At 74.4% G+C, this 24,894-nt stretch carries 21 protein-coding genes; 14 read left to right on the top strand and 7 right to left on the bottom strand.

Annotation, left to right across the window (positions count from 1 at the left end):
• The first annotated feature begins 52 nt into the window (after positions 1 to 52).
• The 10 genes from Cs7R123_RS26640 (at position 53) to Cs7R123_RS26595 (ending at position 12,394) form a co-directional block, all read left to right on the top strand.
• Positions 53 to 1,144 carry a hypothetical protein gene (locus Cs7R123_RS26640; protein WP_212830440.1) on the top strand — a complete coding sequence of 364 codons (1,092 nt, stop codon included), beginning with the start codon at positions 53 to 55 and terminating at the stop codon, positions 1,142 to 1,144.
• A 219-nt stretch (positions 1,145 to 1,363) separates the two neighbouring features.
• Positions 1,364 to 2,191, top strand: a complete 828-nt coding sequence (locus tag Cs7R123_RS26635; RefSeq protein ID WP_244872165.1) for an alpha/beta fold hydrolase — start codon at positions 1,364 to 1,366, stop codon at positions 2,189 to 2,191.
• A 225-nt stretch (positions 2,192 to 2,416) separates the two neighbouring features.
• A complete protein-coding gene (locus tag Cs7R123_RS26630; protein ID WP_212830438.1) occupies positions 2,417 to 4,072 on the top strand; it encodes a hypothetical protein in 1,656 nt (551 codons plus the stop codon).
• A 121-nt stretch (positions 4,073 to 4,193) separates the two neighbouring features.
• Complete coding sequence (locus Cs7R123_RS26625; protein ID WP_212830437.1) at positions 4,194 to 5,144, top strand: WxL protein peptidoglycan domain-containing protein; 951 nt, start codon at positions 4,194 to 4,196, stop codon at positions 5,142 to 5,144.
• Positions 5,141 to 6,214: a neocarzinostatin apoprotein domain-containing protein gene (locus Cs7R123_RS26620; protein WP_212830436.1), complete on the top strand. Its 1,074-nt coding sequence runs from the start codon at positions 5,141 to 5,143 to the stop codon at positions 6,212 to 6,214. Before Cs7R123_RS26625 ends, Cs7R123_RS26620 begins: the two co-directional genes overlap by 4 nt.
• Before the next feature lie 3 nt (positions 6,215 to 6,217).
• Positions 6,218 to 7,549, top strand: coding sequence for a hypothetical protein (locus Cs7R123_RS26615; RefSeq protein ID WP_212830435.1), 1,332 nt, complete (start codon positions 6,218 to 6,220; stop codon positions 7,547 to 7,549).
• Positions 7,542 to 8,258 (top strand): ABC transporter ATP-binding protein, encoded by a 717-nt coding sequence (locus Cs7R123_RS26610; RefSeq protein ID WP_212830434.1) that lies wholly within the window; start codon positions 7,542 to 7,544, stop codon positions 8,256 to 8,258. The genes Cs7R123_RS26615 and Cs7R123_RS26610 overlap by 8 nt, the downstream gene beginning before the upstream one ends.
• Positions 8,255 to 11,029 (top strand): branched-chain amino acid ABC transporter permease/ATP-binding protein, encoded by a 2,775-nt coding sequence (locus Cs7R123_RS26605; protein WP_212830433.1) that lies wholly within the window; start codon positions 8,255 to 8,257, stop codon positions 11,027 to 11,029. Before Cs7R123_RS26610 ends, Cs7R123_RS26605 begins: the two co-directional genes overlap by 4 nt.
• A 9-nt stretch (positions 11,030 to 11,038) precedes the next feature.
• The gene (locus Cs7R123_RS26600) at positions 11,039 to 11,620 is read left to right on the top strand and encodes a neocarzinostatin apoprotein domain-containing protein (protein WP_212830432.1); all 582 of its coding nucleotides are present in this window, start codon (positions 11,039 to 11,041) and stop codon (positions 11,618 to 11,620) included.
• A 162-nt stretch (positions 11,621 to 11,782) separates the two neighbouring features.
• Complete coding sequence (locus tag Cs7R123_RS26595) at positions 11,783 to 12,394, top strand: tyrosine-protein phosphatase (protein ID WP_212830431.1); 612 nt, start codon at positions 11,783 to 11,785, stop codon at positions 12,392 to 12,394.
• Between the two features lie 7 nt (positions 12,395 to 12,401).
• Here the strand turns inward: Cs7R123_RS26595 and Cs7R123_RS26590 are convergent, their stop codons facing one another.
• The gene (locus Cs7R123_RS26590; RefSeq protein WP_212830430.1) at positions 12,402 to 12,590 is read right to left on the bottom strand and encodes a hypothetical protein; all 189 of its coding nucleotides are present in this window, start codon (positions 12,588 to 12,590) and stop codon (positions 12,402 to 12,404) included.
• 205 nt (positions 12,591 to 12,795) lie between these two features.
• Between Cs7R123_RS26590 and Cs7R123_RS26585 the strand changes: the two genes are divergently transcribed.
• Both Cs7R123_RS26585 and Cs7R123_RS26580 read left to right on the top strand, forming a co-directional pair.
• A complete protein-coding gene (locus tag Cs7R123_RS26585; protein ID WP_212830429.1) occupies positions 12,796 to 13,728 on the top strand; it encodes an acetyltransferase in 933 nt (310 codons plus the stop codon).
• Between the two features lie 353 nt (positions 13,729 to 14,081).
• A complete protein-coding gene (locus tag Cs7R123_RS26580; protein ID WP_244872164.1) occupies positions 14,082 to 14,792 on the top strand; it encodes a M23 family metallopeptidase in 711 nt (236 codons plus the stop codon).
• Positions 14,793 to 14,831: 39 nt separating this feature from the next.
• Here Cs7R123_RS26580 and Cs7R123_RS26575 read toward each other — a convergent pair whose 3' ends face one another.
• The 3 genes from Cs7R123_RS26575 to Cs7R123_RS26565 form a co-directional block, all read right to left on the bottom strand.
• Entirely contained in the window at positions 14,832 to 15,953 is a 1,122-nt protein-coding gene (locus tag Cs7R123_RS26575; RefSeq protein ID WP_212830428.1) for a CaiB/BaiF CoA-transferase family protein, read from the bottom strand.
• Positions 15,950 to 17,650: a long-chain fatty acid--CoA ligase gene (locus Cs7R123_RS26570; protein WP_212830427.1), complete on the bottom strand. Its 1,701-nt coding sequence runs from the start codon at positions 17,648 to 17,650 to the stop codon at positions 15,950 to 15,952. The genes Cs7R123_RS26575 and Cs7R123_RS26570 overlap by 4 nt, the downstream gene beginning before the upstream one ends.
• A gap of 61 nt (positions 17,651 to 17,711) precedes the next feature.
• Positions 17,712 to 18,686 carry an alpha/beta hydrolase gene (locus tag Cs7R123_RS26565; RefSeq protein WP_212830426.1) on the bottom strand — a complete coding sequence of 325 codons (975 nt, stop codon included), beginning with the start codon at positions 18,684 to 18,686 and terminating at the stop codon, positions 17,712 to 17,714.
• Positions 18,687 to 18,818: 132 nt separating this feature from the next.
• Here Cs7R123_RS26565 and Cs7R123_RS26560 point away from each other — a divergent pair, with 132 nt between their 5' ends.
• Positions 18,819 to 19,442 carry an acetoacetate decarboxylase family protein gene (locus Cs7R123_RS26560; RefSeq protein ID WP_212830425.1) on the top strand — a complete coding sequence of 208 codons (624 nt, stop codon included), beginning with the start codon at positions 18,819 to 18,821 and terminating at the stop codon, positions 19,440 to 19,442.
• 736 nt (positions 19,443 to 20,178) lie between these two features.
• On the opposite strand, the gene Cs7R123_RS26555 is transcribed toward Cs7R123_RS26560, so the two are convergent.
• The 3 genes from Cs7R123_RS26555 to Cs7R123_RS26545 are packed head-to-tail and all read right to left on the bottom strand — an operon-like array spanning position 20,179 to position 24,038.
• A complete protein-coding gene (locus tag Cs7R123_RS26555) occupies positions 20,179 to 21,612 on the bottom strand; it encodes an NAD(P)/FAD-dependent oxidoreductase (RefSeq protein ID WP_212830424.1) in 1,434 nt (477 codons plus the stop codon).
• Between the two features lie 53 nt (positions 21,613 to 21,665).
• On the bottom strand, positions 21,666 to 22,286 hold the full coding sequence (locus tag Cs7R123_RS26550; protein ID WP_212830423.1) for a TetR/AcrR family transcriptional regulator: 621 nt from the start codon (positions 22,284 to 22,286) through the stop codon (positions 21,666 to 21,668).
• Between the two features lie 33 nt (positions 22,287 to 22,319).
• A complete protein-coding gene (locus Cs7R123_RS26545) occupies positions 22,320 to 24,038 on the bottom strand; it encodes a GMC oxidoreductase (RefSeq protein WP_212830422.1) in 1,719 nt (572 codons plus the stop codon).
• 51 nt (positions 24,039 to 24,089) lie between these two features.
• Here Cs7R123_RS26545 and Cs7R123_RS26540 point away from each other — a divergent pair, with 51 nt between their 5' ends.
• Positions 24,090 to 24,878 carry an alpha/beta fold hydrolase gene (locus Cs7R123_RS26540; RefSeq protein ID WP_212830421.1) on the top strand — a complete coding sequence of 263 codons (789 nt, stop codon included), beginning with the start codon at positions 24,090 to 24,092 and terminating at the stop codon, positions 24,876 to 24,878.
• Positions 24,879 to 24,894: the final 16 nt, after the last annotated feature.

Genomic DNA, 24,894 nt, shown 5'->3' with positions numbered 1-24,894 from the left:
GTGTGACAACCGGGCTGGACAGTGCGCGGGGTGATCGTTACGTTCTCCGACTGTGCTGTCGCCGCTGAAATCCCGGATCGACGAGATCGAACGGGTCATGCGCGCCCACGACCTGGATGCTTTCGCCGACGGGTTGAGCGAGCTCGTTCGGCAGGCCCGTGAGCTGTCTCCGGGCGAGCTCACCCGCGTGATCGGCGAGCTCGCGGTGCTGCTGCCGGACATCGGCGGCGCCTACGCCAGGCTGGCGGTGCTGGCCGGGGCGTGCGTGGAGTGGGGTGGCTCGCCCCTGCCGCTGGTGGAGGCGCTGCCGCGCCGGGCGGCCGAGGCGCTGGAGACGGCCGAGGTGTTCCGCGGGGCGTGGGAGTCGGCCACGCGCGGCCGGGCGCTGCCCGATCGCGACAAAGACGATCAGGACAAGGTGCTGCGCCGTCTGGTACGCAAGTCGCGGCGGACGAACCTGTCCGACGAGGACGCCGTGATGGCGGTGTCGGCCTGGTTCGACGTGGTCGACTGGCTCAAATGCGCGATCACGGTGCTGGGCCGGGCCGACTTCCGCCGGGGGATGGCCGCGTCGGACCGGCGGCGGCTGAGCGCGGCCGCCGAGCCGCTGGCCGAGCACCTGTCGCGGGCGCACTGGGTGCACGGGCTCTGCCGGGTGCTCGACGACGAGCCGCTGATCGTGCTCGACCGGCTCACCGGGCGCGGGTTCCGGTTGACCATGAGCGGGGTCGGCGACAACTTCCAGCTGCACACGCTGCTGGCCGACCGGCTCGGCGGCCCGGACGGGCCCGCGCTGCCGCACGTCGGGCCGGTCGAGCCCGCCTGGCTGGCCGCGGCCACCACCGGCGAGCAGAAGGTGCCGTCCGCCGACGCCGTCGTGCGGCGCTTCCGCCTGTTCGACGGGACCGGGGAGTACGTCTACCCGGAGGGCGTTCCCGCCGACATCGAGCCGACCGAGGGCGTGCGGGTGCTCGTGCTGCATCCGCCCCGCGGGCGGTACCTCTGGCTGGCGGGCCGGGTGTACCGGCACATGGTCCCGGTGCTGACGCTCGACGGGGAGCTGTCGCCGGAGCAGGCGGCCGCCTGGTTCGGCCGCATCGGCGTGGCCCGCGAGACCGACCTGATGGCGGCGCAGCCGGCCTGACGGGAGCGGACGTGGCCCGCGCGCGAGCGTGACAGCAGGGTGTGATAACCCGAAAACAGGCGAAAGTGGCTGATTGAGGCGGTAAGCTGCCGACTCCGCAGAACCGGTAAGTGCGATATGCCCCTGATGCTAGCTTCGGGAAGGCGGCCCGATGCCGTGCCGCGACACCCCCGACGCCACCCCGCCCGCGCGCGGGCGTCGACAGCATGGGAGTCGCACATGAGCACCGGCATGGTCAGCACCAAGGACGGGACCCAGATCTTCTACAAGGACTGGGGCACCGGGCAGCCCGTCGTGTTCAGCCACGGCTGGCCGCTCACCGCCGACGCCTGGGACGACCAGATGTGGTACGTCGTCTCCAACGGCTTCCGCGCCATCGCCCACGACCGGCGCGGCCACGGCCGCTCCAGCCAGCCGTGGGAGGGCAACGACCTGAACACGTACGCCGACGACCTGGCCGCCGTCATCGAGAAGCTGGACCTGCGCGACATCGTCCTGGTCGGACATTCCACCGGCGGCGGCGAGATCACCCGCTACATGGGCCGCCACGGCACCGACCGGGTGGCCAAGGCCGTGCTGGTGGGCGCGATCCCGCCGCTGATGCTCCAGACCGACGCCAACCCCGAGGGCCTGCCCCGCAGCGTCTTCGACGGCCTGCGCGAGAGCGTCGAGCGGGACCGGTCGCAGTTCTGGCAGGACCTCAGCGCCCCGTTCTACGGTGCGAACCGCGACGGCGCGAAGGTCAGCAAGGGGGTACGGGACGCGTTCTGGCTGATGGGCATGACGGTCGGGTTCAAGGGCGCCTACGACTGCATCAAGGCGTTCTCCGAGACCGACCTCACCGAGGACTGCAAGAAGATCGACGTGCCGACGTTGATCATCCACGGCGACGACGACCAGATCGTCCCGATCGTGGCCTCGGCGAACAAGTCGTCGAAGCTCATCAAGGACTGCACCCTGCACGTGTACAAGGGCGCCCCGCACGGTCTGACGGCCACGCACCAGGACGAGTTCAACGCCGACCTGCTCGCCTTCCTGAAGGGCTGACCGAGGCCGCCCGAGGGCGATCCCGGTGTTCCGTTCAAGGGAACACTGTTTCTCGTAAGGAAATTTTGGCGGGCCGACCCCTGGTCACGGGGTCGGCCCGCCGCTTGCTGTTTGACAACCCCCGGTTCGACCGGTTGACAACCCCGGCTCCGCCCTGCCTTCATTGTCGTATCGCAGATGAGAACGACGTTTCATCTAGCGAAACACTCGAAGGAGGGAGGTTCCATGCGAAGGAAACCGGCGATCCTCACCAGCACTCTCGTGGTCGTCGCCGCGCTCGGCCTGGGCAGCACACCCGCACAGGCGTACGGCCCGACGGCGGCCTCGCTGGGCTGCCGCCTGTACTTCGGCGACACGGGCACGGGCAGCTCGCCCAGCACGTGGAGTGACACGTACGGGCTGACCCTGTCGCCGGCCACGCCGGCCCCGGGCCAGACCGTCACGGTCACCTTCACCGCTGCGGCAGGTGTCACCAACGGGCCCGCCCCGCTGAACCCGGGCGACGTGCCGGTGATCGTGAAGATCACGCTCGGCGGGTCGCAGTCGGGTTCGGTGAACCTGAACCTGGCCGGCTACCCGGCGGCGGCGAAGGACCCCTACGTCCCGCTCGGTCCGATCACGGCGACGGGCACCTTCGTCGCCGGAGCGGCCGGCGCCGCCACCGCCACGGTCAGCCAGATCAAGTTCGCCAACAGCACCGCGGCCACGTACTGCTCGGCCGCGGGCGACCGCGACCAGAAGGCCGCGCCGCTGGCGACCAGCATCGCCGAGCCGTTCACCGTCTTCGACGGGGCGGTGCACACCACGGCGGTGTCCGGGCAGACGGTCACCACCCACGCCCGGGCCGGCAACACCGTCAGCTACACGGTCTCGGGCCTCGCGCCCGGTGCCACGCTGTCCGCGTCGCTCAAGGACGCGGCCGGGGCGGGCACCGGCGAGGGCTCGGGCACGGGCAGCACGGACGCGACGGGAGCCGGCACCGGCACCCTGACCGTCCCGGCCGGTGCCACCACCGGTGCCCGCACCCTCGCGGTCACCGACGGTGTCAACACCGTGGTCACGCCGATCACCGTCCTGGGCACCCCGACCATCGCCATCACTCCCGGTGGCGGCGGCGCGGGCACCTCGGTCGCGGTGACCGGCACGAACTGGAACCCCGGCAGCGCCGTCGCGATCCGCGGCTACCAGGCGCTGACCGGACCGCCGCCGCCCAACCCGACCGCTGACGCCCCCGTGGGCGTGACCGCGTCGGCGACCGGCGGCATCAGCGCCACGTACACCGTCAACGCCGCCGCCACCGCGTACCTCGGGGCGTCGTCGGGGGTCGGTCCGGGCACCCTGTTCGCGGTCGCGTCGTGGGCGGCCTCGGCCGACTCCTGCGTCGCCAAGACCGGGAACGCGGCGACCGGGTCGTGCGCGCTGACCTACAACCTGTCGCAGACCGTCACCGCGGGCAACCTCGCGATGGCCCGCGCGGCGGGCAGCGGCAACATCGCGCTGTCGGGCGTCACGCTCGACGGCACCGTCCACACCGGCACCGGCGCCCTGGCGCCGATCACGGTGACGGACTACCGCGGCAGCACCTTCGGCTGGAGCCTGGTCGGTACGGTCACCGACTTCACCGGCACCCCCGGCGGCACCATCCCGAAGGCGAACCTGACCTGGACGCCTGCCTGCACCGGCACCGCCGGCGCGACCAACGCCGTGACCGCGGTCGCGGGTTCGGCAGGCCCCGTCGACGGCGCCACGCTGTGCTCGGCCCCGGCCGACGCGGCAGGCACCGGCGGCAGTTTCACCGCCTCCGCGGCGCTCGCTCTGACCGTGCCCGCCAACCAGCTGGCCGGTTCGTACTCCGCGACGCTCACGCTCACGCTGAGCTGACCGGGACCGGTGGGGGCGGGCGCTATCCGTCCCCACCGGCCGATCGCGGACGCGGGCGGGCCGCATCGGCCCCGGACCGCGTGTTGATTCCTGATCCATTCAAACATCGGGGAGCCGCTCGATGACCACGCTGGCCCGTACCACCGCCGTGCTGGCGGCTCTGCTGCTGGCCGCGGCCCTGACGGCCGTCGCCGCTGCGCCCGCCGCCGCCGCGGGCAACGGCCGCTGGGCGGTGGTGCCCACCCCGCCGAAGAATCCGGGGCCGGTCGCGCGGCAGTACTTCTTCCTGGAGTCGCCGCCCGGCCAGACCGTGCTGGACTCGGTGCGGGTCACCAACCTCACCGACGCCGCGCTCACCCTGCGCGTGTACGGCGCCGACGCGTACAACACCGCCGCCGACGGCGGCTTCGGCCTGCGCGAGCCCACCCAGCCGCAGCACGGCATCGGCGCCTGGACCAGCACCGGCGTCACCGACCTCGTCGTGCCCGCCCGGCGCCAGGCCGACATCCCGTTCACCGTCGCGGTGCCCGCCAACGCGGGCCCCGGCGACCACGTGGGCGGCATCGTCGTGGCCGAGGCCGCCCCGAGCGGGCAGCTCGGCAGCGGCGGAACGGCCGTCGCCGTACGGCAGGCCGTCGCCGCGCGCCTCTACCTGCGCGTCAGCGGCCCCGCCACCCCGGGGCTGACCGTCGGCGCCGCCGCCGCCGACCGGCACGAGATCTCCTACACCGTCACCAACAGCGGCAACCTGCACCTGGCCCCGACGATCACCGTCACCTCGTCCGGCCTGTTCGGACACGCCGTCACCGCAGGTGCCGTGCCCCGGCTGGACCTGGTCCCCGGCGCGCAGACCTCGCTGCGCACGGCGCTGCGCGGCGCCTGGCTCGTGGACGTGGTGTCCACCACCGTCACGGTCACCGCCGACGGCGGCGTACGCGCCACCACCGCCACCACCACCGTCACCGGCGTATGGCAGCTGCTCGCCGCCGCCGCGCTGCTCATCGCGGCCGCGACCGTCCTGGTCCGCCGCCGACGCCGGGCCCGCCAGCACCGCCCGCGGAGCCTGTCGTGACCCGCCCGCACCGCCGTGCCGCCGCCGCGACCGCCGCGCTGTGCTGCGTGTTCGCCGTCGCGGCCCCCGCCGCCGCCGAACCGGGCCGGGACGTGAGCCTGGCCGCCGCGCGAGCGCAGGCGGGCGACCGCGTCCGCGTCACCGGGACCGGCTGGCCGCAGGGCGCGCTCCTCCAGCTGGTGACCTGCGGCGAGCTGGCCCTGCCCGGCTCGTCGTCATGCGACATGCGCGCCGCGCTGGCGACCGTGGCCCGCGCCGACGGCACGTTCACGGTCGAGCTGACCATCGGCGACCCGCCCCGGCCGTGCCCGTGCGTCGTGCACGTGGCCGAGGTCGGGCCCGGCAGCGGCGGCGGCCACGTCGACGCGCCGATCGAGCTCACCGGGCACGCCAGCGGCCCGGCGCCGGTGCCCGGCCGGGTCCAGGCCCGGCTGGAGGTGGTCGAGGCGCGGCTGACCGGCGGCGGCACCGCCGCCGCGTGGTTCGGCGGCCCGCAGCGCCGCACGCTCGTCTACACCGTGCGCAACGCGGGCAGCCAGCCGCTGGACGGGGCGCCGCTGGTCGTCCGGGTCGGCCGCAGCGCCGAGGGGGTGCCCACCCCGCCGACCGGGCAGCTGCGCCCGGGGGAGACCCGTACCTTCGAGATCCCGGTGACCATCCCGTTCGCCGCGTTCGGGGCATACCCGGTCACCGCCGAGCTGGGGGGCCTCGGCCAGGCGCGCGCGGTGCACCAGGCGTACCCGTGGGGGCTGGTCGCGCTGAACGTCGCCGGCCTGGCGATGATCGCGTACGGCGTGCTCCGGCTGGTGCGCCGCCGCCGCTCCCGCGTGCTGCCCGCCCTGGCCGCCACCGGCGAGGTGCTGCTGCCCGCCGTGGTCCGGCTGCCCGCGCTGCGGGCGTACCTCGTCTTCGACGACGCTCCCGGCGCCGGGCGCCTGCGCCGCCTGGCCGCCGGGCAGCTCGACCCCGCCGACCTCGACCGCCTGCTGCACGCCGCCCCGGCGCAGCCGGACGCCGTCGTCGACCTCGCCGCGCTCGACGCGCACCTGGCCCGACCACGAAACGGGTGATCCGTGGACCGACCCCTGCTCCTGCGGCTCGGCGCGCTCGCCGCGGCCGCCGTCCTGGCCTTCACCGGCTGCTCGGCGGTCATGCCGGGCGCGCTCGACCAACCCGGCACCGCCACCGCCGACGGCACCGGCCCCGGCGTCACCGACGACACCGTCAAGGTCGTCTTCGTCGGCGTGGACCTGGGCAAGACCAGCGCCTTCACCGGCTTCCGCACCGCCGACGCCGGGAACCTGCCCGAGCAGGTCAAGGCGTTGCAGACCTGGATCAACGCCCACGGCGGCATCGCCGGGCGGCGGCTGGAGGCCGTCTACCGCAGCTACGAGGCCAGCGACGACTCCCCGGCGGCCGAGGAGAAGCTGTGCAACCAGATCACCCAGGACGACCGGGCGTTCGCCGTCGTCCTGACCGGACAGTTCCAGGCCAACGCCCGCCCCTGCTACGCCCAGCGGCGCACCCTGGTGCTCGACGCGACCCTGGTCGCCACCGACGACGCCACCTACGCCCGGCTCGCGCCGTACCTGTGGTCGGCCAGCTACCCCGGCTATGACGCGTTCGTGCGGGCGCTGCTGAAGACCCTGTCCGAACAGGGGTTCCTCACCGGCGGGAGCGCGGTCGGGGTGGTCGCCGCCGACACCCCCGCCAACCGGGCCGTCTACACCGCGCTGGCCGCCCCGGAACTGGCCCGGCTGGGCACCACGGCCACCGTGGCCTGGATCGACACCACCGACCTCGGCACCCTCAACGCCGGGCTCAACCAGGCCGCCGTCGACTTCCGCAGCAAGGGCGTGACCCGGGTGGTGTTCCTCGGCGGCGCCCGGCTGGCCTCGTTCTTCCTGACCACGGCCGCGGCGCAGGACTTCACCGCCCGCTACGCCGTGTCCAGCTTCGACAATCCGGCGTTCCTGGTGAACAACCCGGCGACGATCCCGCCCGCCGCGCTGCGGGACATGGTCGGCATCGGCTTCAACCCCAGCCAGGACGTGCCCGACAGCCAGGCCGCGTTCCCCGGCGGCGACGCCGAGAAGCAGTGCCTGGACCTGTTCGCCGCGGCCGGGCAGACCTTCAAGACCAGGGAGAACGCGCGCATCGCGCTGACCTACTGCGACGCAGCGCTGCTGCTGCACGCCGCCGCGAAGGACCTCGGGCCGAACCTGAACGCGACCGCGTTCGCCCAGGCGGCCGCGGCGCTGGGCGACGGGTTCACCCCGGCCGCCGGGATCAGCGGCGGACTGGGTGAGAGCCGCCGCGCCGCCGGGGGCGCCTACCGGGTGCTGGCCTACGACACCGGCTGCGGCTGCTTCACCTACCGGGGCGGGGAGGTGCGCTTTGACTGACGCGCTCACCGCCACCGGCATCTGCTGCGCGTACGGCCCGGTGCAGGCGCTGTTCGGCGTCGACCTGCGGGTCGGCCCCGGCGAACTGGTCGGCCTGTGCGGGCCCAACGGGGTCGGCAAGTCCACTCTGCTGCGGGTCCTGTCCGGCCTGCACCGGCCCAGCTCGGGCACGGTCGGGCTGCTCGGCGCCGACGTCACCGCCGTGCCCGCCGCGCGCCGGGTGCGGCTGGGGCTGAGCACGGTCGTCGGGCAGGCCGCGTACGGCTCGCTCACGGTGCTGGAGAACCTGCGCCTACAGGGATACGGCATGCCGGGGCGCGACGCCCGCGCCGGACTCGACGCGGCCCTGGCGGTCTTCCCGCGCCTGGCCCGCCGCGCCCACCAGCCCGCCGCGACCCTGTCCGGCGGCGAACGCCAGATGCTGGTGCTGGCCAAGGCCCTGGTGCAGCGGCCCCGGGTGCTGCTGGTCGACGAGCTCTCCCTCGGCCTGGCCCCGATCGTCGTCGGCGGCCTGCTGGAGATGCTGCGCCGCATCAACGCCACCGGCGTGGCGATGCTGATCGTCGAGCAGTCGGTCAACGTCGCCCTGTCGCTGGCCGACCGGCTGTACTTCCTGGAGAAGGGCGCGGTCGCCGCCGAGCACGGCGCCGCCGCGCTGGCCGGGCGGCCGGACCTGGTCCGCTCCCTGATGCTGGGCGGCCACTCGTGATCGACGCGGTGGTGCTGGGACTGTTCACCGGGCTGACCTACGGGCTGCTCGCGATCGGACTGGTGCTGGTGTACCGGTCGAGCCGGTTCGTCAACTTCGCGCACGGCTCGGTCGGCGTGTTCGGCGCGGCGGTGCTCGCCAAGGCGGTCAGCGCCGGGGCGGTGCCGTACTGGGTGGCGTTCGGGCTGGCCATGGCGGCCGCCGGGGCGGTCTCGGCCGCGATCGAGCTCGTCGTCGTACGCCGCCTGCGCGGCCGCCCCGCCGTCACCGGCATGATCGCGACGCTGGGCCTGTCGCAGTTCGTGCTGATCGCCGCGCTGCTGCTGGACAGCCAGGGGCTGAGCGGCCTGACCTTCCCGCGCCCGCCGGGCCTGCCGACGTTCACCGTCGGCCGCACCCCGGTCGGCCCGGCCTTCACCGCGATGGCGCTGCTGGCGCCGGTGCTGCTCGGGATGCTGGCGCTGCTGCTGCGGCGCAGCCGGGTCGGGCTGGCCCTGCGCGGCGCCGCCGACGACCCCGACGCCGCCCGGCTCGACGGCGTCCCGGCGGCCAGGATGACGACGCTGGCGTGGGCGGTGGCCGGGGCGGTGGCGGCGTTCTCGGCCGTGCTCGTGACACCGACGCAGGGGGCGCAGTCGATCGACACGCTCGGCCCGGAACTGCTGCTTCGGGGCCTGGCCGGTGCGGTGGCGGCGCGGATGTCCTCGCTGCCCCGGGCGTTCGCCGCCTGCCTGGGCATCGGCGTCGGCGAGCAGCTGCTGCTGTCGTGGGGCGCGGGCCGGGGCGGGGTCAGCCTGGCACTGGCGCTGCTGATCCTGGTGCTGCTGCTGGCGCAGCCCCGGCTGGGCCGCCGCGACGGCGTCGGGGCGGGCTGGCCCCGGGCCGTGCCGCTGCCGGGCACCCTCGCCGGGCGGGTCGCGGCCGGGCTCGGGCTGCTGGCGGCGGCCGCGCTGGCCTACCTGGTGAGCAACGAGACCGCCTCGGTGCTGACCACGGTGGCCGGGTTCGCGCTGGTCGGTCTGTCGGTGCTGGTGGTCACCGGCCTGGCGGGGGAGCTGTCGCTGGGCCAGTTCGCCTTCGCCGGTATCGGCGCGGCCGTGTCGCTGCACGTCGCCGCAGCCAGCGGCAACTTCTTCACCGCGGCGCTGGCCGGGTGCGCGGCCGCGGCCGCCGCGGCGGCCCTGGTCGGGCTGCCCGCGCTGCGGCTGCGCGGGCTGGCGCTGGCGGCGGTGAGCCTGGCGTTCGCGCTGGCCGCCGAGGGCTGGCTGCTGCGGCTGCCGGTGCTGCTCGGCGACGGGGTCGAGGCGGCCAAGCCGACCTGGCACGGGTATCCGCTGCTGCTGGCCAAGGACTACTACCTGTTCGCGCTGCTGATGCTCGGGCTCGGGCTGTGGCTGGCGCACCGGCTGCGCACCGGCGGGTTCGGGCTGGTGACGCTGGCCCTGCGCGACAACGAGGACGCGGCCAAGGCCCTGGCGGTGCCCGCCACGCTGCGCAGGCTCCAGGTGTACGCCGCCGCCGGTGTGCTGGCCGGCCTCGGTGGCGTCGTCATCGCCCACGGCCAGACCCAGGTCACCGTCAACAGCTTCCCCGCCTCGGCCGGGATCGACGCCGTGGCGCTGGCCGTCGTCGGCGGCCTCGGCGTGCTCGGCGGCCCGGTCCTGGGCGCGCTGCTGCTGGTCGGCCTGCCCGCCCTGGTCGGCCTCGGTATCGGCGGCCAGGCCGCGCTCACCGTCGGCTGGCTGCTCGTGGTCGTGCTGCTGCCCGGCGGCCTCGGCGAACCGCTGTCCCGGCTGCTGGGGCGCCTGCCGTCGTGGCGGCTGCTCCGGGCCCGTCCCGGGGCCGACGGCGTCCGCGCCCCGGCCGACGGTTCCGCCGGTCGTGATCCGGTGGCGGGCCCGCAGGCCGGGGCGCCCGACGGCGCGGTCGCCGCTGCCGGCGGGGTGCGGTTGCCGAGCTTCGCGGTGCCGGTGCCCGAGCAGGGGGCCGCGCTGCTGAGTGCGCGGGCCGTGGCGCGGGCCTTCGGCGGGGTGCGGGCGGTCGCCGGGGTGGACCTCGACGTCGCGGCCGGGGAGGTCGTCGGGATCATCGGCCCGAACGGCGCGGGCAAGACCACGCTGTTCGAGATCCTGGCCGGGTTCACCCGCCCCGACTCCGGCCGGGTGCTGCTGGCCGGGCAGGACGTGACCGACCTGGCCCCGCAGCGGCGGGCGCGGCGCGGCCTGGGGCGCTCGTTCCAGGACGCGCGGCTGTTCCCGACGCTGACCGTACGCGAATCGCTGCTGGTCGCGACCGAGCGCCGCCACCCGACCGGCCTGGCCGCGGCGGTGCTCGGCGGCACCGGGGCGCAGCGGCACCGCGCCGCGCGCACCGCCGAGCTGCTGGACCTGTTCGGGCTGGCCGAGGTCGCCGACCGGCCGGTCACCGCGCTGTCCACCGGCACCCGGCGGCTGGTGGAGCTGGCCTGCCTGCTCGCGCTGGAACCGGCGGTGCTGCTGCTGGACGAGCCGTCGTCGGGGGTCTCGCAGGCCGACGGGGTGGCGCTCGGCGAGTTGCTGCTGCGCGTCAACCGCGAACTGGGCGTGGCCCTGGTCGTGATCGAGCACGACCTGCCGTTGCTGGCCAGGCTGGCACCCCGCCTGGTCGCGATGGAGTCCGGCCGGGTGATCGCCGACGGGCCGACCGCGTACGTGCGGGCGCATCCGGCGGTGGTCGCGTCGTACCTCGGCACCGATCCGGTGGCCGAGAACCGCTCCGGGATACCTGTCTAGGAGGAACCTATGTGGAGAGCGCGAGTGCTGGCCGTGCTGGCCGCGGTCGCGGTGGCGGTCCCGCTGTACGCCGAGCCGGCCGCGGCCGCGCCCCGGCTGACGCTCAGCAAGTCCAGCGGGCTGTCCAACGGCAGCCAGATCACCGTCAACGGATCGGGGTTCACCGCGAACCTGAAGCAGATCGCGATCGGGCAGTGCATCGCCGATCCGGTCGGGCCGACCGACTGCAACCTGGCCGGGGGTGCCCAGTTCGTCAACGCCGACGGCAGCGGGAAGATCCCGGCGGTCACGCTGAAGCTGGCGGTGAAGTTCGGCTCGTACGACTGCACCAAGCGGCAGTGCGTGATCGCCGCGCAGATCCTGCCGTCGTCGGCCTCCGACGACGTCGTCAAGGCGAACAGGGCCAGCGTGAAGATCTCCTTCGGGGCGGCGGGCTCGCCCCGGCCGGGCACCAGCACCAGCCCGGACAGCCTGGCCAAGACCGGCCCCGGTGACGAGCACTGGGTGCTGGTGCTGGGCGGGTCCGCGCTGCTGCTGCCCGGGATCGGCCTGCTGCTGCTCCTGCCGCGCCGCCGCCGCGCCGCGGCCTGAGCCCGGTACACGCCGGACCGGTCCGCGCGGGTGAGCCCCCGCGCGGGCCGGTCCGGTGCCGTTTCGACGTGCCGGTGGCGGCGCCGCGCCCGGCACCGGACCCGGGCAGGCGGTGGCGCGCGGGCACTACGCTGCGGCCATGGCGGCCGGAGCAGGTGGCGCGTGATCCTCGACTGGCCCGACTGCGTCAACGCCCGCGACGTCGGCGGGCTGCCCACTGTGGACGGCGGCCGGGTGCGGGACGGGGCGCTGCTGCGCTCGGACCGGCACGACCGGATGACCGAGGCGACGGTCCGGGCCGTACGCGCGGCCGGGGTCAACCGGATCCTGGACCTGCGCTGGTCCTGGGAGTGCGCCGAGTTCCCGAGCCCGTTCGCGGGCGACGACCGCTACCGGCACACCCCGCTGCTCAACGACGTGCTGGACTACGTGCCCCCGCCGGACGGCTACGTGCCGATGCTCGACCACAACCAGGCCCGCATCGGGGCGGCGTTCCGCGCCGTAGCCGAGGCGCCGCCGGGCGCGGTCCTGATCCACTGCCACTCCGGGCGTGACCGCACCGGAGTGCTGGTGGCGTTGCTGCTGCGGGTCGCGGGGGTGGGCGAGGAGGACGTCGCCGCCGACTACGCGCTCACCGACCGGTGCGCGCCCGCGCCGATGCTGAAGACCCTGGCCCACCTCGAACAGCGCCATGGCGGCGCCGAGGCGTACCTGGCGGGGGCCGGGGTCACCGCGGCCGAGCTGGACGCGGTGCGCGCCCGCCTGCTCGCCTGACCGGCCGTCAGCTGTCGCGCTTGCGCAGCCCGACCCCGACCAGGACCAGCCCGACGACGGCGGTGATCGGCCCGATGACCGCCCACGTCCTGTCGCCGCTCATCACGCTGCCGCCCAGGACGTCCAGCCCTTGCAGGGTCCAGACCAGGCCGGACAGCACCAACAGGATCCCGATTCCCGCCCATACCCAACGCATGCCGTCACGGTACGCCGCCGCGCCCCGTCGGGGCCTCAGCCGATCGGTGCCGAGTTGATCGTGCCCGGGACCGTGGCATACGGTATGGCCACGCCACGCGAGCCGAAGGGAGGTCAGAACACCATGTCCACTGTTCTGCGCCCCTTCCGCGCTCCGGCGTATCCGCGGATCTGACCGGGGCGAGTGCCACCCGGAAGGACCACCCATGACTGATCTGGTCATCCGCCCGCTGGTCGCGGGCGAGGAACACGTCTTCGACGCGATGCCCGACCCGCTGCCCGGCCTGCCGCAGGTCGGCTACGCCGACGGCCTGGCCGGCGGCGGCTACCGCCCCGAGCACACCTGGGTCGCGCTGCGCGGCGGACGTACCGTCGCCCGCGCGGCCTGGCTGCTGCCGCCCGGCGCGGTCGGCCGGCCCTGGCTGGAGCGCTTCGACCTCGTCGCCGAGCCGCAGGTCGGCGCCGAACTGCTGCACGCCGCGCACGCGGCCCTCGGCGGCCCGGGGCAGTACTACGCCACCGGCCCGGCCCACTGGCGCGACGACCCGCAGGCGTACGCGGCGGTCGCGGCGGCCATGGCCGCAGCGCGCCTGGCGGGCCTGGCCGAACGCGGCGAGCGCCTGCGCTACGCCTGGACCGCCGACCCGGCCCAGGTGTCCGCAGGGGGGCTCCGCCCGGCCGGCACCGATGAGCCGGTGCCGGAACCCACGGGCCGCTTCCGGTTCCGCCCGGCCGCCGACGCGGCCGAGATCGGTGCCCTGGTCGCCCGGATCTCCGATCCCGACGTGCTGACCGGCGCCGAGGTCGCCCGACTGGTCTGCGGCGTGGACCTGGCGCGGGACCCGTTGGCCTGGCTGTCCGGGCCGCCGGAGAGCTGGCGCGTCGCCGAGGCCGACGGGGAACCGGTCGGCCTGGCCGGACCGGCGGGCGACGCCTGCTACCCGATGATCGCCTACCTGGGCGTGCTGGACGGGGCGGTGCGCGCGGAGCTGCTGGCCGACGCGGTCGCGGTGCTGGCCGCCGGGGGTGCGCTGTCGGTGGTCGCCGACGTCGACGCCGACCGGTCGGCCGCCCGCGCGGACCTCCTCCGGACCGCCTTCACCCCAGTCCGCTCCCGCACCCTGTTCACTCCCGCCTGACGTACCCCCTGAATTCCTGCATTTTGGGGGAAAGTGCACGAATCGTGCCCAAGATTCCAGCACTTTCCCCGAAAGTGCACCCGCCCCGCCGGGCGCACGGACGGCGGGGCGGGGCGTTATGTCCTTTTTGTGGGGTAGGACGGTCGTCTGGAGGTGTCGAAACGATCACATTCGTGCGTGCTGATTTTCGGCGCTCGCGGGCGCCGCACCAGGCTTGATGGTGCTCAGCCGGGAAGTCTGCGCAATCGCCGGGGTTGTCCCCTCGGTGACGGGCCGTTACGTTGGTGCAGGTCTTGAAAGAGCACGCAAAGGTGAACCTGCACATAGGATCACCGCGACGCTACGGAGAGTGTGTGTTGCAGTACCGGCCTGCGCTGTCGAAAGAGAGCGACCGATACCGGGGGCGCCGACGTGTCGACACCCCGCCCCGGACCCGGTACGTCGCCGTGCTGGCCACCGCCGTAGCCGGAGCGGGCGTCGTCGCCCTCGGCGCCGGAGCGACCGTCGACGACGGCAAGACCGACCCCTACGGCATCGAGGTCTCGGCGTACTCGACCGGGGCCGCGTCCGACCGTGCCGCCGTCGCCGACCGGGCCAGCCGGTCCGACACCCGCGAGGCGGTCACCACCGACGACCGCGACCCCGACGCGTGGGTGCTGCCGCTGCACGACTTCAAGCTGACCTCGCGGTTCAAGTCCGACTGGAACAAGTCCCACCAGGGCCTCGACCTGGTCGGCCCCGCCGAGGGCAGCGCGATCGGCGCGGTGCACCGCGGCACCGTCGTGCAGGCGGGCTGGAACGGCGCCTACGGCTACTCGGTCATCGTCGACCACGGCGAGGGCATCCGCGTCCTGTACGCCCACGCCAGCCACGTGCTCGTGCACGTCGGCCAGCGGGTGGAGGCGGGCCAGACCGTGGCGCTGGTCGGCAACACCGGCCTGTCCTACGGCACTCACCTGCGCCTGGAGGTCTACTCCAACGGCGTCGTGCAGAAGCCGCTGGAGTGGTTCAAGGAGCACCGCGTCGACTTCGAGCTGGAGATCGAAGCGGTCCTCGGCAACTGAGGACCGCCCCGCACAGCTCCGCCCGGCTCGGCGGTCGCGTCAGTCGCCGAGCCAGTCGGCCAGCACCTGCGCCGAGTGCTCACCCGGCTCCGCCGGGGGCAGGCCCAGCGCCGCCGGCGTACGCGAGAACCGCGGCGCGGGCGCGGGCTGCACCACCCCGTCGTGCTCCACGTACGTCGCCCGCGCGTGCAGCTGCGGATCGGCGGGCGCCTCGGTCCACGACAGCACCGGCGCCACGCACCCGTCGCCGTCGTCGAAGATCTCGGCCCACTCCGCGCGGGTGCGCCGGGCGAACCGCTCGGCGATCGCGGCCCGCAGCCGCGGCCACTCCCTCGGGTCGAACCGGGCCGCCGCCTCCGCCTCGTCCAAGCCCAGGCGCTGCGCGAACACCGCGAAGAACTGCGGCTCCAGCGCGGCCACGGCCATGTGGCCGCCGTCGGCGGTGGCGTACACGTCGTAGAACGGGGCGCCCGAGTCGAGCAGGTTGCCGCCGCGCCGGTCGCGCCAGGCACCGCCCGCGCGCAGCCCCGCCACGAGGGTGGCCAGGTGCGCCGTACCGTCGACGATGGCCGCGTCCACGACCTGGCCCCGACCGCCGGCCTGGACCTCCCACAGCGCCGCGAGAATGCCCGTCACCAGGTAGAGCGCGCCGCCGCCGAAGTCGCCGAGCAGGTTCAGCGGGATCTGCGGCGGCCCGTCCGCCCGGCCGATGGCGTCGAGCACCCCGGTCACGGCCAGGTAGGTGAGGTCGTGCCCGGCGGTGTGGGCGCGCGGGCCGTCCTGGCCCCAGCCGGTCATCCGGCCGTACACCAGGCGGGGCTGGCGGGCCAGGCACGCGTCCGGGCCGAGGCCGAGCCGCTCGGCGACCCCGGGCCGGTAGCCCTCGACGAGCACGTCGGCCCGCTCCACCAGCCGCAGCGCCGTCTCCAGCCCGGCCGGGTCCTTCAGGTCCAGCGCGATCGACCGCTTGCCCCGGTTGAGCAGGTCGAACCGGGGCGCCACGGGCACGATGCTGCCCTCGGGCCGGTCGACGCGCACCACGTCGGCGCCCAGGTCGGCCAGGTGCATGGCGCTGAACGGGGCGGGCCCGAGCCCGGCCAGTTCCAGCACCCGCAGCCCGCGCAGCGGTCCGGTCGGCTGGTGGGCGGTGCCGTCGGTCATGATGCTCCTGAGCTCGGGTACAGCTGCTCGATCTCGGCGGTGTACTTGGCGGACACGGCCGAGCGGCGCAGTTTCAGGGTCGGGGTGAGCTCGTCGCCGCCGGGCTCCCACGGTCCGGGCAGGATCACGAACTTCTTGATCTGCTCGACGCGGGACAGCGTACTGTTGGCCGCCGCCACGCCGTCGGCGACGAGCGCCCGCGGGTCGGCGGCCGGATCGCGGCGGCGCAGCGCGGCCAGGGCGTCGGCGTCGAGCACGACCAGCGCCACGTTGTACGGCCGCCCGTCGCCGACCACCGCCACCGTCCCGACCAGCGGGCACGCCGACAGCAGCGCGCTCTCGATCGCAACCGGCGACATGTTCTTGCCCGCCGCGTTGATGATCAGTTCCTTCTTGCGCCCGACGATGCTGACGTACCCGTCCGCGTCGACGGTGGCGACGTCACCGGTGCGCAGCCAGCCGTCCTCGAACAGCTCCGCCGTGCGCGCCGGGTCGCCCCGGTAGCCCCGGGTCGTGATCGCACCCCGCACCAGCAGCTCGCCGTCCTCGGCCAGCCGCAGCTCGACCCCTGGCAGGGCGCGCCCGACGGTCCGGGGCCGGATCGCCGACGGCGGGTTCAGCGTCGCCACCCCGCAGGTCTCGGTCATGCCCCACACGTCGCAGACCAGCACTCCCAGCTCCAGGAAGTACGCCAGCACCGCCGGGGGCAGCGGCGCCGCCCCGGACATCACCCAGCGGGCGCGGTCCAGACCGAGCTGCGCCCGCACCTTGGCCAGCACGGCCCGGTCCGCCAGCCGGTGCGCGAACCCGCGCCGCGGGCTCCTGGCCAGGCGCATCGCGGCGCGCAGCGCCCACCGGCGTGGCGCCGGGGCGGTGGCCAGCGCGTCCTCGACCCGGGCGCGCATCTTCTCCAGCACCCGGGGCACCGCGGCCCAGAACGTGGGCCGCACCTGCTGCAACGCCTCGCCGAGGCGGGCCAGGTCGGACAGGCACACGATCTGGAGGCCGTACACGATGGGGATGTAATGGCTGGCCAGCCGGTCGGCGATGTGCGCGGCGGGCAGGTAGGACAGGCCGACGTCGTCGGCGCGCAGGTCCACCACCCGCGTCAGCCCGTCGATCTCGGCCAGCAGGTTCGCGTGCGTCAGCTCGACGCCCTTGGGCAGCCCGGTCGTGCCCGAGGTGTAGATGACGGTCAGCAGGTCGTCGGGCCCGACGGCGGCCCACGCGGCGGCGAAGTCGAAACCGGCCGGGGCCATGGCCTTCAGCTCCGGCAGCCCGACCGCGCCCGGCGCGGCGCCGTCCACGCAGACCACCAGGTCCAGGGGCACGCCGCAGGCCAGGACGCGGGGCAGGTACTGCTGCTCGGTGACGGCCACGCGGGCGCCGCTGTCGCGCAGCACGTGGGCGAGCTGCTCGGGCGAGGAGGTGTTGTACACCGACACCGGTGTCGCGCCCAGGTGCACGGCGGCCAGGTCGGCCAGGTGGAACTCGGGGCGGTTGCCGAGCATCAGCGCGATCGTGCCGCCCCGGCGCAGCCCGGCCCCGGCCAGGCCCGCGGCCAGGGCGGCGACCTCGGCGGCATACTGCGACCAGGTCAGGACGGTGCCGCGGACGTGGTCGCGCAGGGCGACGGCGTCGGGCGTACGGGCCGCGGTCTGCTGGAACACGGCGCACAGGCTCGCCGGGTTGGTCATGGGTGTCTCCAGGGGACGGCCCGGCCGGGGGAGCCGGTGCGGCACCCCCGGCCGGGGCGGGTCACGAACCGCTGAGCGTCTGGGTGACGCCCGCGGCGACGAGCGAGTCGTAGTAGGCGCCGCCGGGGTAGTAGCCGCCGGTCACCGTGCCGGTGGCCGCGTCGGTGGCCCAGGCCACGGCCAGGGTCTGCAACGCCGCGATGTTCTGCTGCTGCGGCGTGCCGGCGGTCAGCGTGCACGCCCCGTCCGTGCTGGCGCCCTCGGCGTCGCAGTGGCAGCCCGTGCTCAGCCGTACGCCGAGGAACGGCCGGTGCAGGTCGCCGGTGAGCTCGACGGTGCCGTTGGCGTTGCTGTTCGCGGTGTACGGCGGGGACGAGATCGCGTAGACCGGGACGCCGGTCGGGGCGATCCCCTTGAGGCCGGTGGGCATGTTGGACCCGATGAACGACTTCACCGGGTCGAGCAGCTGCACGAGCGCGACCCGGGCGTACTGGCTCGGATACGTGCTGCGCAGCCGGTTGGCGACGTACGCGGCGACCTCGCCGCCGGCCGAGTGGCCCGCGATGACGTACGTGGTCGGCAGGCTGGTGCCCGACCGCCCGGCCTTCGCGGCGGCGTTGGCATAGCTGCGCGCCAGCGCGCCCGAGGCGTTGTTCGCGGTGCCCAGCAGCGCGGCGACGTTGTTCAGGAACGGCGCGTTGTTGCCGAGGTTGCTGACCGTGCAGCCGAAGATGTCGGCCGACGGCAGCGTCGGGGCGAACACGACGAACCCGGCCGCCGCGTAGTGCTCGGCGAGGTCGGCCATGTTGCCGTTGGACCGCGAGAAGCCGTGCTGGAGGTAGACCAGGCCCTTCGGGCTGGTCGTGGCGGGGAGGAACCAGTCCGCCGCCGGGTGGTAGGTGAACGCCGCGCAGGAGACGTCGACGGTGTTACTGACTTGCGTCCAGGTCGCCGCCGCGCCCGCCGACTGGGCGGGGACGGTGATGGCGACCGCTGCGAGCAGGGCGGACAGGCTGATCAGGCGTCGTAGGGACATCGTGCACGTACCGCCTTTCGTGTATCGCTGGATGGAACGCTGTTTCCTGTGCAGCCATTTACCGCTTCTTGTTGGCAGCCTGTCAAGAGGCGTAGAGTGCCGACGTCGGGTAGGTGCGAGCGGGGAGGTGCGATGGCGTATCCGCCGCAACCGTGGTCGCTGCACGGGCAGCTGCACGTGTCGGTGTGGCTGCTTCCCGCCGACCGGCTGCCGCCGATACCGGCCGAGGTCGCCGCCGCCGTCCGTCCCGTCCGCATCGGACGGTATGCCGTGGTCGGCACCGCGTGGGTCGACTACCAGCAGGGTGGGGACATGTCCTACCGCGAGCTGCTGAGCGCGGTCCTGATGCGGGCCGGGCTGCGGTCCCGCGTCACGATCACCCACATCTGGGTCGACAGCGCCGACTCGCGCGACGGAGGCCGGGAGCTGTGGGGGATTCCCAAGGACCTGGCCGAGTTCGAGCTGACCGGTACGGACGCCGCCGCGGTCACGGGCGGGCAGCCGATCGCGACGGCGGTGATCCGCCGGTCCCGGCTGGGCCTGCGGCTGCCCATCGGATTCCGGGTGGTCCAGGCGCTGCGCGGGCGCGCGCTGACGACGCCGGTACGCGCTGTCGCCCGCTGCGGCCCGAGCCGCCTGACCTGGCAGATCGCCCCCGACGGCCCGCTCGGCTTCCTCGCCGGCCGCCGCCCGCTGCTCTCCCTCACCGCCGCCGACTTCCGCATGCGCTTCGGCACCACCCCACCACCCCAGTAACCACAACCCATCACCCTCACTCGCGGCCCATCACCTGCGGCCCCTCACCCGTCACCCGCAGCCCCTCACCCGTGGCCCATTTACCCGCGGTTCAGGCCCTCACCCGTGGCTCAGGTCCTCACCCGCGGCCCCGTCACGCCCCGACCCGCTTTTCATAGACGATGGCCTATTACGTTGAAGATGATCAAGTTTCAGTCGATGTAATAGGCCGGCGTCTATGAAAAACGGGTCGGGGGCGCCCGATCTGTCGATCGGCATGCGCGTTCCTCTGCCGCAAACAGCGATCAAGGGCTCTGCTCGGTGCCGGTATCGCGATCGCGGCCGCTCGCGTCTCATCTGTTGGACCCCAGCGTGCGCATTCTGTCCAAAATCGGCGATCAAGGTCGCCCACATCCATCATGATCGCTGTTGGCGGTCTAAATGTGCTCTGAACAAGCACCTTCTGACCGACGACAGCGATCATGGAGCCGGAGCCGGAGCCGGAGCCGGAGCCGGAGCCGGAGCCGGAGCCGGAGCCGGGCTGGGCCGGGCCGGGAGAAGGGGCCGGGCTCGAGCAGGGAATGGGGCCAGGCCAGGACCGGGGCCAAGCCGGGACCAGGGCCGGGACCAGGACCGGGACCAGGACCAGGGCCGGGGTCGGGGTCGGGGTCGGGGTCGGGACCAGGGCTAGGACCAGGGCTGGGGCTGGGGTCAGGGCTGGGACCAGGACCGTGGGCGGGAGTGGGAGTGGGTGGGGTCAGGTGGGGGTGGGGGTGGTGTAGTCGGTGGGGTGGAAGTGGCGGGTGCGGGCGGCGTACTCGCTCGCCATGCCGGGCCAGTTGGTGACGATCCGGCCGGTGCCGCTGCGGTACCAGCTGTCGCAGCCGGTCCACACGCTGTCCGTCAGCCGCCGCTGCATCTCGGCGTCGAATTCCGCCGCTACCTCCCCCCGCACCTCCAGCGGCCCGTTCGCCGCCACTGCCGCCACCGCCTGGACGATGTACCGCGCCTGCGCCTCGTGGAAGTACACGACCGACGTGTTGCCCGTGTTCGTGTTGGGCCCGTACATCAGGAACATGTTGGGGAAGCCCGGCACGGCGATGCCCAGGTGCGCGTACGCCCCGTCGCGCCACTGCTCGGCCAGCACCCGCCCGTCGCGCCCCAGCACCCGCAGCGACGCCAGGAACTCCGCCGCGGCGAACCCGGTCCCGTAGACCAGCAGGTCGAGCGGGTGCTCGACGCCGTCGTCGGTGCGTACGCCGGCCGGGGTGAGCCGCTCGACGCCGGCGGTGACCAGGTGCACGTCGGGGCGGCGCAGCGTACGGAACCAGTCGCCGGTGAACAGCACCCGCTTGCAGCCCATCGCGTAGTCCGGGGTGACCCGCGCCCGCAGCCCGCGCGCCTGCACCAGCCGCTGCGCCCGTGACAGCGTGCCGACGGCGAACCGCGCGAGCGGGTTGCCGGTGACGGCCTTGCCGGTGACCACGGTCAGCAGCCAGGTGCCCGCCCGCGAGGCGCGCATCAGCACCGGCAGGCGCCGGTTCAGCGCCCGGCGGACGCGGCCGTAGCGGCGGTTGGGTTTGGGCAGCGTCCAGGGCGCCGTGCGCTGGAAGACGGTCACGCTCGCGGCGGCGTCGGCGATCGCCGGCACGAGCTGGATCGCGCTGGCGCCCGTGCCGACCACGCCGACCCGCCGCCCGGCGACGGTCACGGTCTCGTCCCAGCGGGCCGTGTGCACGGCCCGGCCGGTGAAGTCGGCCGCCCCGTCGAGTCTGGGCACGACCGGTTGCGACAGCTGGCCCAGGGCGGGGACGAGGACGTCGTACTCCTCGGTGGTGCCGTCGGCGGCGGTGAGGCGCCAGCGGGTGCCGGTCCAGCCTGCCTCGGCGATGCCGTGGCCGAGCCGCAGGTGCGGGGTCAGGCCGAGGTCGGCGACGCAGCGGCGCAGGTAGGCGAGGATCTCGGTGTGCGGCGGGAAGCGCTGCGTCCAGTCCGGATTGAGCGCGAACGAGTACGAGTACAGCGGCGCCGGGATGTCGCAGGCGCAGCCGGGGTAGGTGTTGTCGCGCCACACTCCGCCGACGTCGCCGGCCTGCTCGAAGACGGTCAGGTCGGTGAATCCGGCCTGGCGCAGCAGGTGCGCCGCGGCGATGCCGCCGAACCCGGCGCCGATGATGGCAACGCGTGTCACGGCCGGAACGTAGCAGCTTGTTGGCCGACTGCCAATAGGCCCGGAGGTCGGCGCTACCGCGGACCCAGGGTCGGGAACACCTGCTCCACCATCGTGATCAGGGTCGTGGCCAGCAGCCGGTGCGCCTGCTCGCGGTCGAGCGCGTCGCGTTCCAGCCACTCGCGCGCGGTCGCCTTGGCCAGCCCGCAGTACGCCCGGATCATCGCCCGCAGCTCGCCGCGGTGCTCCGGAGCCTGCGCCAGCCCGACCGCGACCAGGATGCTGTCGACGGCGATCTCGTCGGCCTCGGCGAGCACCCGCTCGACGTCGGGGTCGCGCCCCACGCCGCCCCCGTCGACCGCGGCCAGCCACGACCGGCTGTGCCGCGACACCACGTCCAGGAACCAGGAGACGCTGGCGTCGACCCGGGTGGCCAGGTCGCCCTGCGGGAGCTGCTCGACGGCGACCGCCGGGATCGTCACCAGCACCCGCACCGACTCCAGGAACAGGCCCTTCTTGGTGCCGAAGTAGTGGTTGATCAGCCCTCGGGCCACGCCCGCGGCGTTGGCGATGTCGGTGGTGCTGACCTCGGCGTACGGTCGCTCGCCGAACAGGCGCACCGCGCAGGCCAGGATCTGCTCGCGCCGCTCGTCGGGCTCCAGCCGCCGGCCGCGCGGCATCGCGTCACTGGTCATCGGGGGCGTTCCGGCGGGCACAGTGAGCCATTATCACCTGTCGGCGGCGTCGCCGGGCAGCCGCAGCCGACCGGGGGCGCCCTCGGGCACCACGGGCGCGACCGGCGCCACCGCCCGCACCGGCCGGTACGCCGTACCGAGTCCGGGCCGGGGGTCGGGTTCGCCCTGGTTGGGCCACATGGCCAGGGCCCGTTCGGCCAGGGCGCAGATGGTCAGCGACGGGTTCACCCCGAGGTTGGCCGCGACCACGGCGCCGTCGACGACGTGCAGGCCCGGGTGGCCGAAGACGCGGTGGTACGCGTCGACGACGCCCTGCCCGGCGTCCGCGCCGATCGGCGCCCCGCCGAGGAAGTGGCCGGTGACCGGCCGTCCCGCCAGCTCGGTGACGGAGCCGATCGGCACGCCGTCGATCTTCTCGGCGACGCGCCTGGTCACCTCGTGCGCGACGGGGATGTACAGCGGCGCGGGCTCGCCGATCCCCGGGCGGCTGGTCAGGCGCTGGCCACCGAGGGGACCGCGCCGCGCGCGTACCGTGATGGAATTGTCCTTGGGCTGCATCGCCAGCAGCACGATCGTCTGCTGCGACCAGCGTCGCGGCCACAGCAGCCGCGGCCAGTCCCGCCAGCTCGCCAAGGTCTTGCCCAGCCCGGCCAGCCAGCGCGGCACCCGGCCGGTGTCGTCGACCAGGACGGCGGCCATCAGGCCGAGCAGGTTGCTGCCGGGGCCGTAGCGGACCGGTTCGATGTGGGTGTCGGCGTCCGGGTGGAACGATGACGTGATCGCCACGCCCTGGCTGAAGTCGGCGTCGTCGCGGCGGGTGCGCGGGCCGAGGATCGACTCGGAGTTGGTGCGGCTCAGCTCGCCGAGCCGGTCGGACAGGTGCGGCAGCGTGCCGTCGCGCTTCATGTGGTGCAGCAGCCGCTGCGTGCCCAGCGCCCCGGCCGCCATGACGACCTGGTGGGCGGTGAACGTCCGCGACCGTCTGCGCAGCTTGCCGCCGGTCCGTGCGGTCCGCACCGTGTAGCCGCCGCCGGGCCGGGGCGCGACCGACACCGCCGTGGTCAGCGGGTGGACCACGGCTCCGGCGCGTTCGGCCAGGTACAGGTAGTTCTTGACGGTGGTGTTCTTGGCGCCGACCCGGCACCCGGTCATGCACGAGCCGCAGAACGTGCAGGTGGTCCGCTGCGGCCCGGCCCCGCCGAAGTACGGGTCGGGCACCGGCTGCCCCGGCTGCGCTCCGAACAGGACCCCGACCGGGGTCGGCCGGAACGTGTGCCCCACGCCCATGTCCTGCGCGACCGAGCGCAGCACCTCGTCCGACGGGGTGGTCCGCGGGTTGACCGCGACGCCGAGCATGCGGGTGGCCTGGTCGTAGTACGGCGCGAGTTCGCTCTTCCAGTCGGTGATGCCCGCCCACTGCGGGTCGGCGAAGAAGACGTCCGGCGGCTGGTAGAGCGTGTTGGCGTAGCCGAGCGAGCCGCCGCCCACGCCCGCGCCGGTCATCACCAGCACGTCGGGCAGCACCGTCATGCGCAGGATGCCGTAGCAGCCCAGGGCCGGGGCGAACAGGTAGTCGCGCAGCCGCCACGACGTCCTGGCGAAGTCGGCGTCGGCGAACCGGCGCCCGGTCTCCAGCACGCCGACGCGGTAGCCCTTCTCGGTCAGCCGCAGCGCGCTGACGCTGCCGCCGAAACCGGAGCCGATGACGAGCACGTCGTAGTCGAGGTCGGCGGCGTCGCCGTGAGGGGACATGCCGAAACCGTGCCCTGTCGTTGACGGCCTGTCAACAACTACGGTGGGCTGATGCTCTCGCATCATCGCGGCGGCTCGGGCGAGCTGCTGGTCCTGGTACACGGCCTCGGTGGCACCTGGCGCCTGTGGCGGCCCGTCCTGCCCGCACTGGAGTCGCGGTACGAGGTGCTCGCCGTCGACCTGCCCGGCTTCGGGGACTCGCCGGTCGCGCCGCGCGCCGACGTGGCCGCGTTCGCCGACGCGGTCGCCGCGCTGGCCGGGCGGCCGTTCCATGCGGTCGGCAGCTCGCTGGGCGGCGGGGTCGCCCTGGAGCTGGGACGGCGCGGCCTCGCCCGGTCGGTGACCGCGTTCGCCCCCATCGGATTCTGGGGGCCGCTGGGCCGCCGCTGGTGCCAGGCCTCGGTCACCGCCGGCCGGGTCGCGGCCCGCGGGCTCGGGCCGTCGCTGCCGCGCCTGGCGGCCACGGGTCTGGGCCGGTCCGTCCTGTTCGGCCTGTTCTACGGCCGTCCCGGGCAGGTCGATCCCGGCGAGGGGCTGGCCGACGCCCGCGCGCTGGCGGCCGCGCCCGGCTTCGCCGCCGCGCGGGCGGCGTTCGCCGGGCACCGGTTCGGCGATCCCGGTGCGCTGGACCGGATCCCGGTGACGGTGGCGTGGGGCGGCCGCGACCTGGTCCTGCCGGTACGCCAGGCCCGCCGCGCCGCCGCGGCGCTGCCGTCGGCACGCCACGTGCGCCTGCCCGGCTGCGGTCACCTGCCGTTCGGCGACGATCCCGGCACGTGCGCGCGGCTGATCGCGGAGACCGCTATTGACAGCCTGCCAACAACTCGTGAAGCTAGCTGAGACGTCAGGAGGTCCC

The sequence above is a fragment of the Catellatospora sp. TT07R-123 genome, from assembly GCF_018327705.1.
Lineage (GTDB): Bacteria > Actinomycetota > Actinomycetes > Mycobacteriales > Micromonosporaceae > Catellatospora.
Note: the sequence above shows the minus strand (reverse complement) of the source record. Positions and strands in the feature narration are given on the sequence as shown.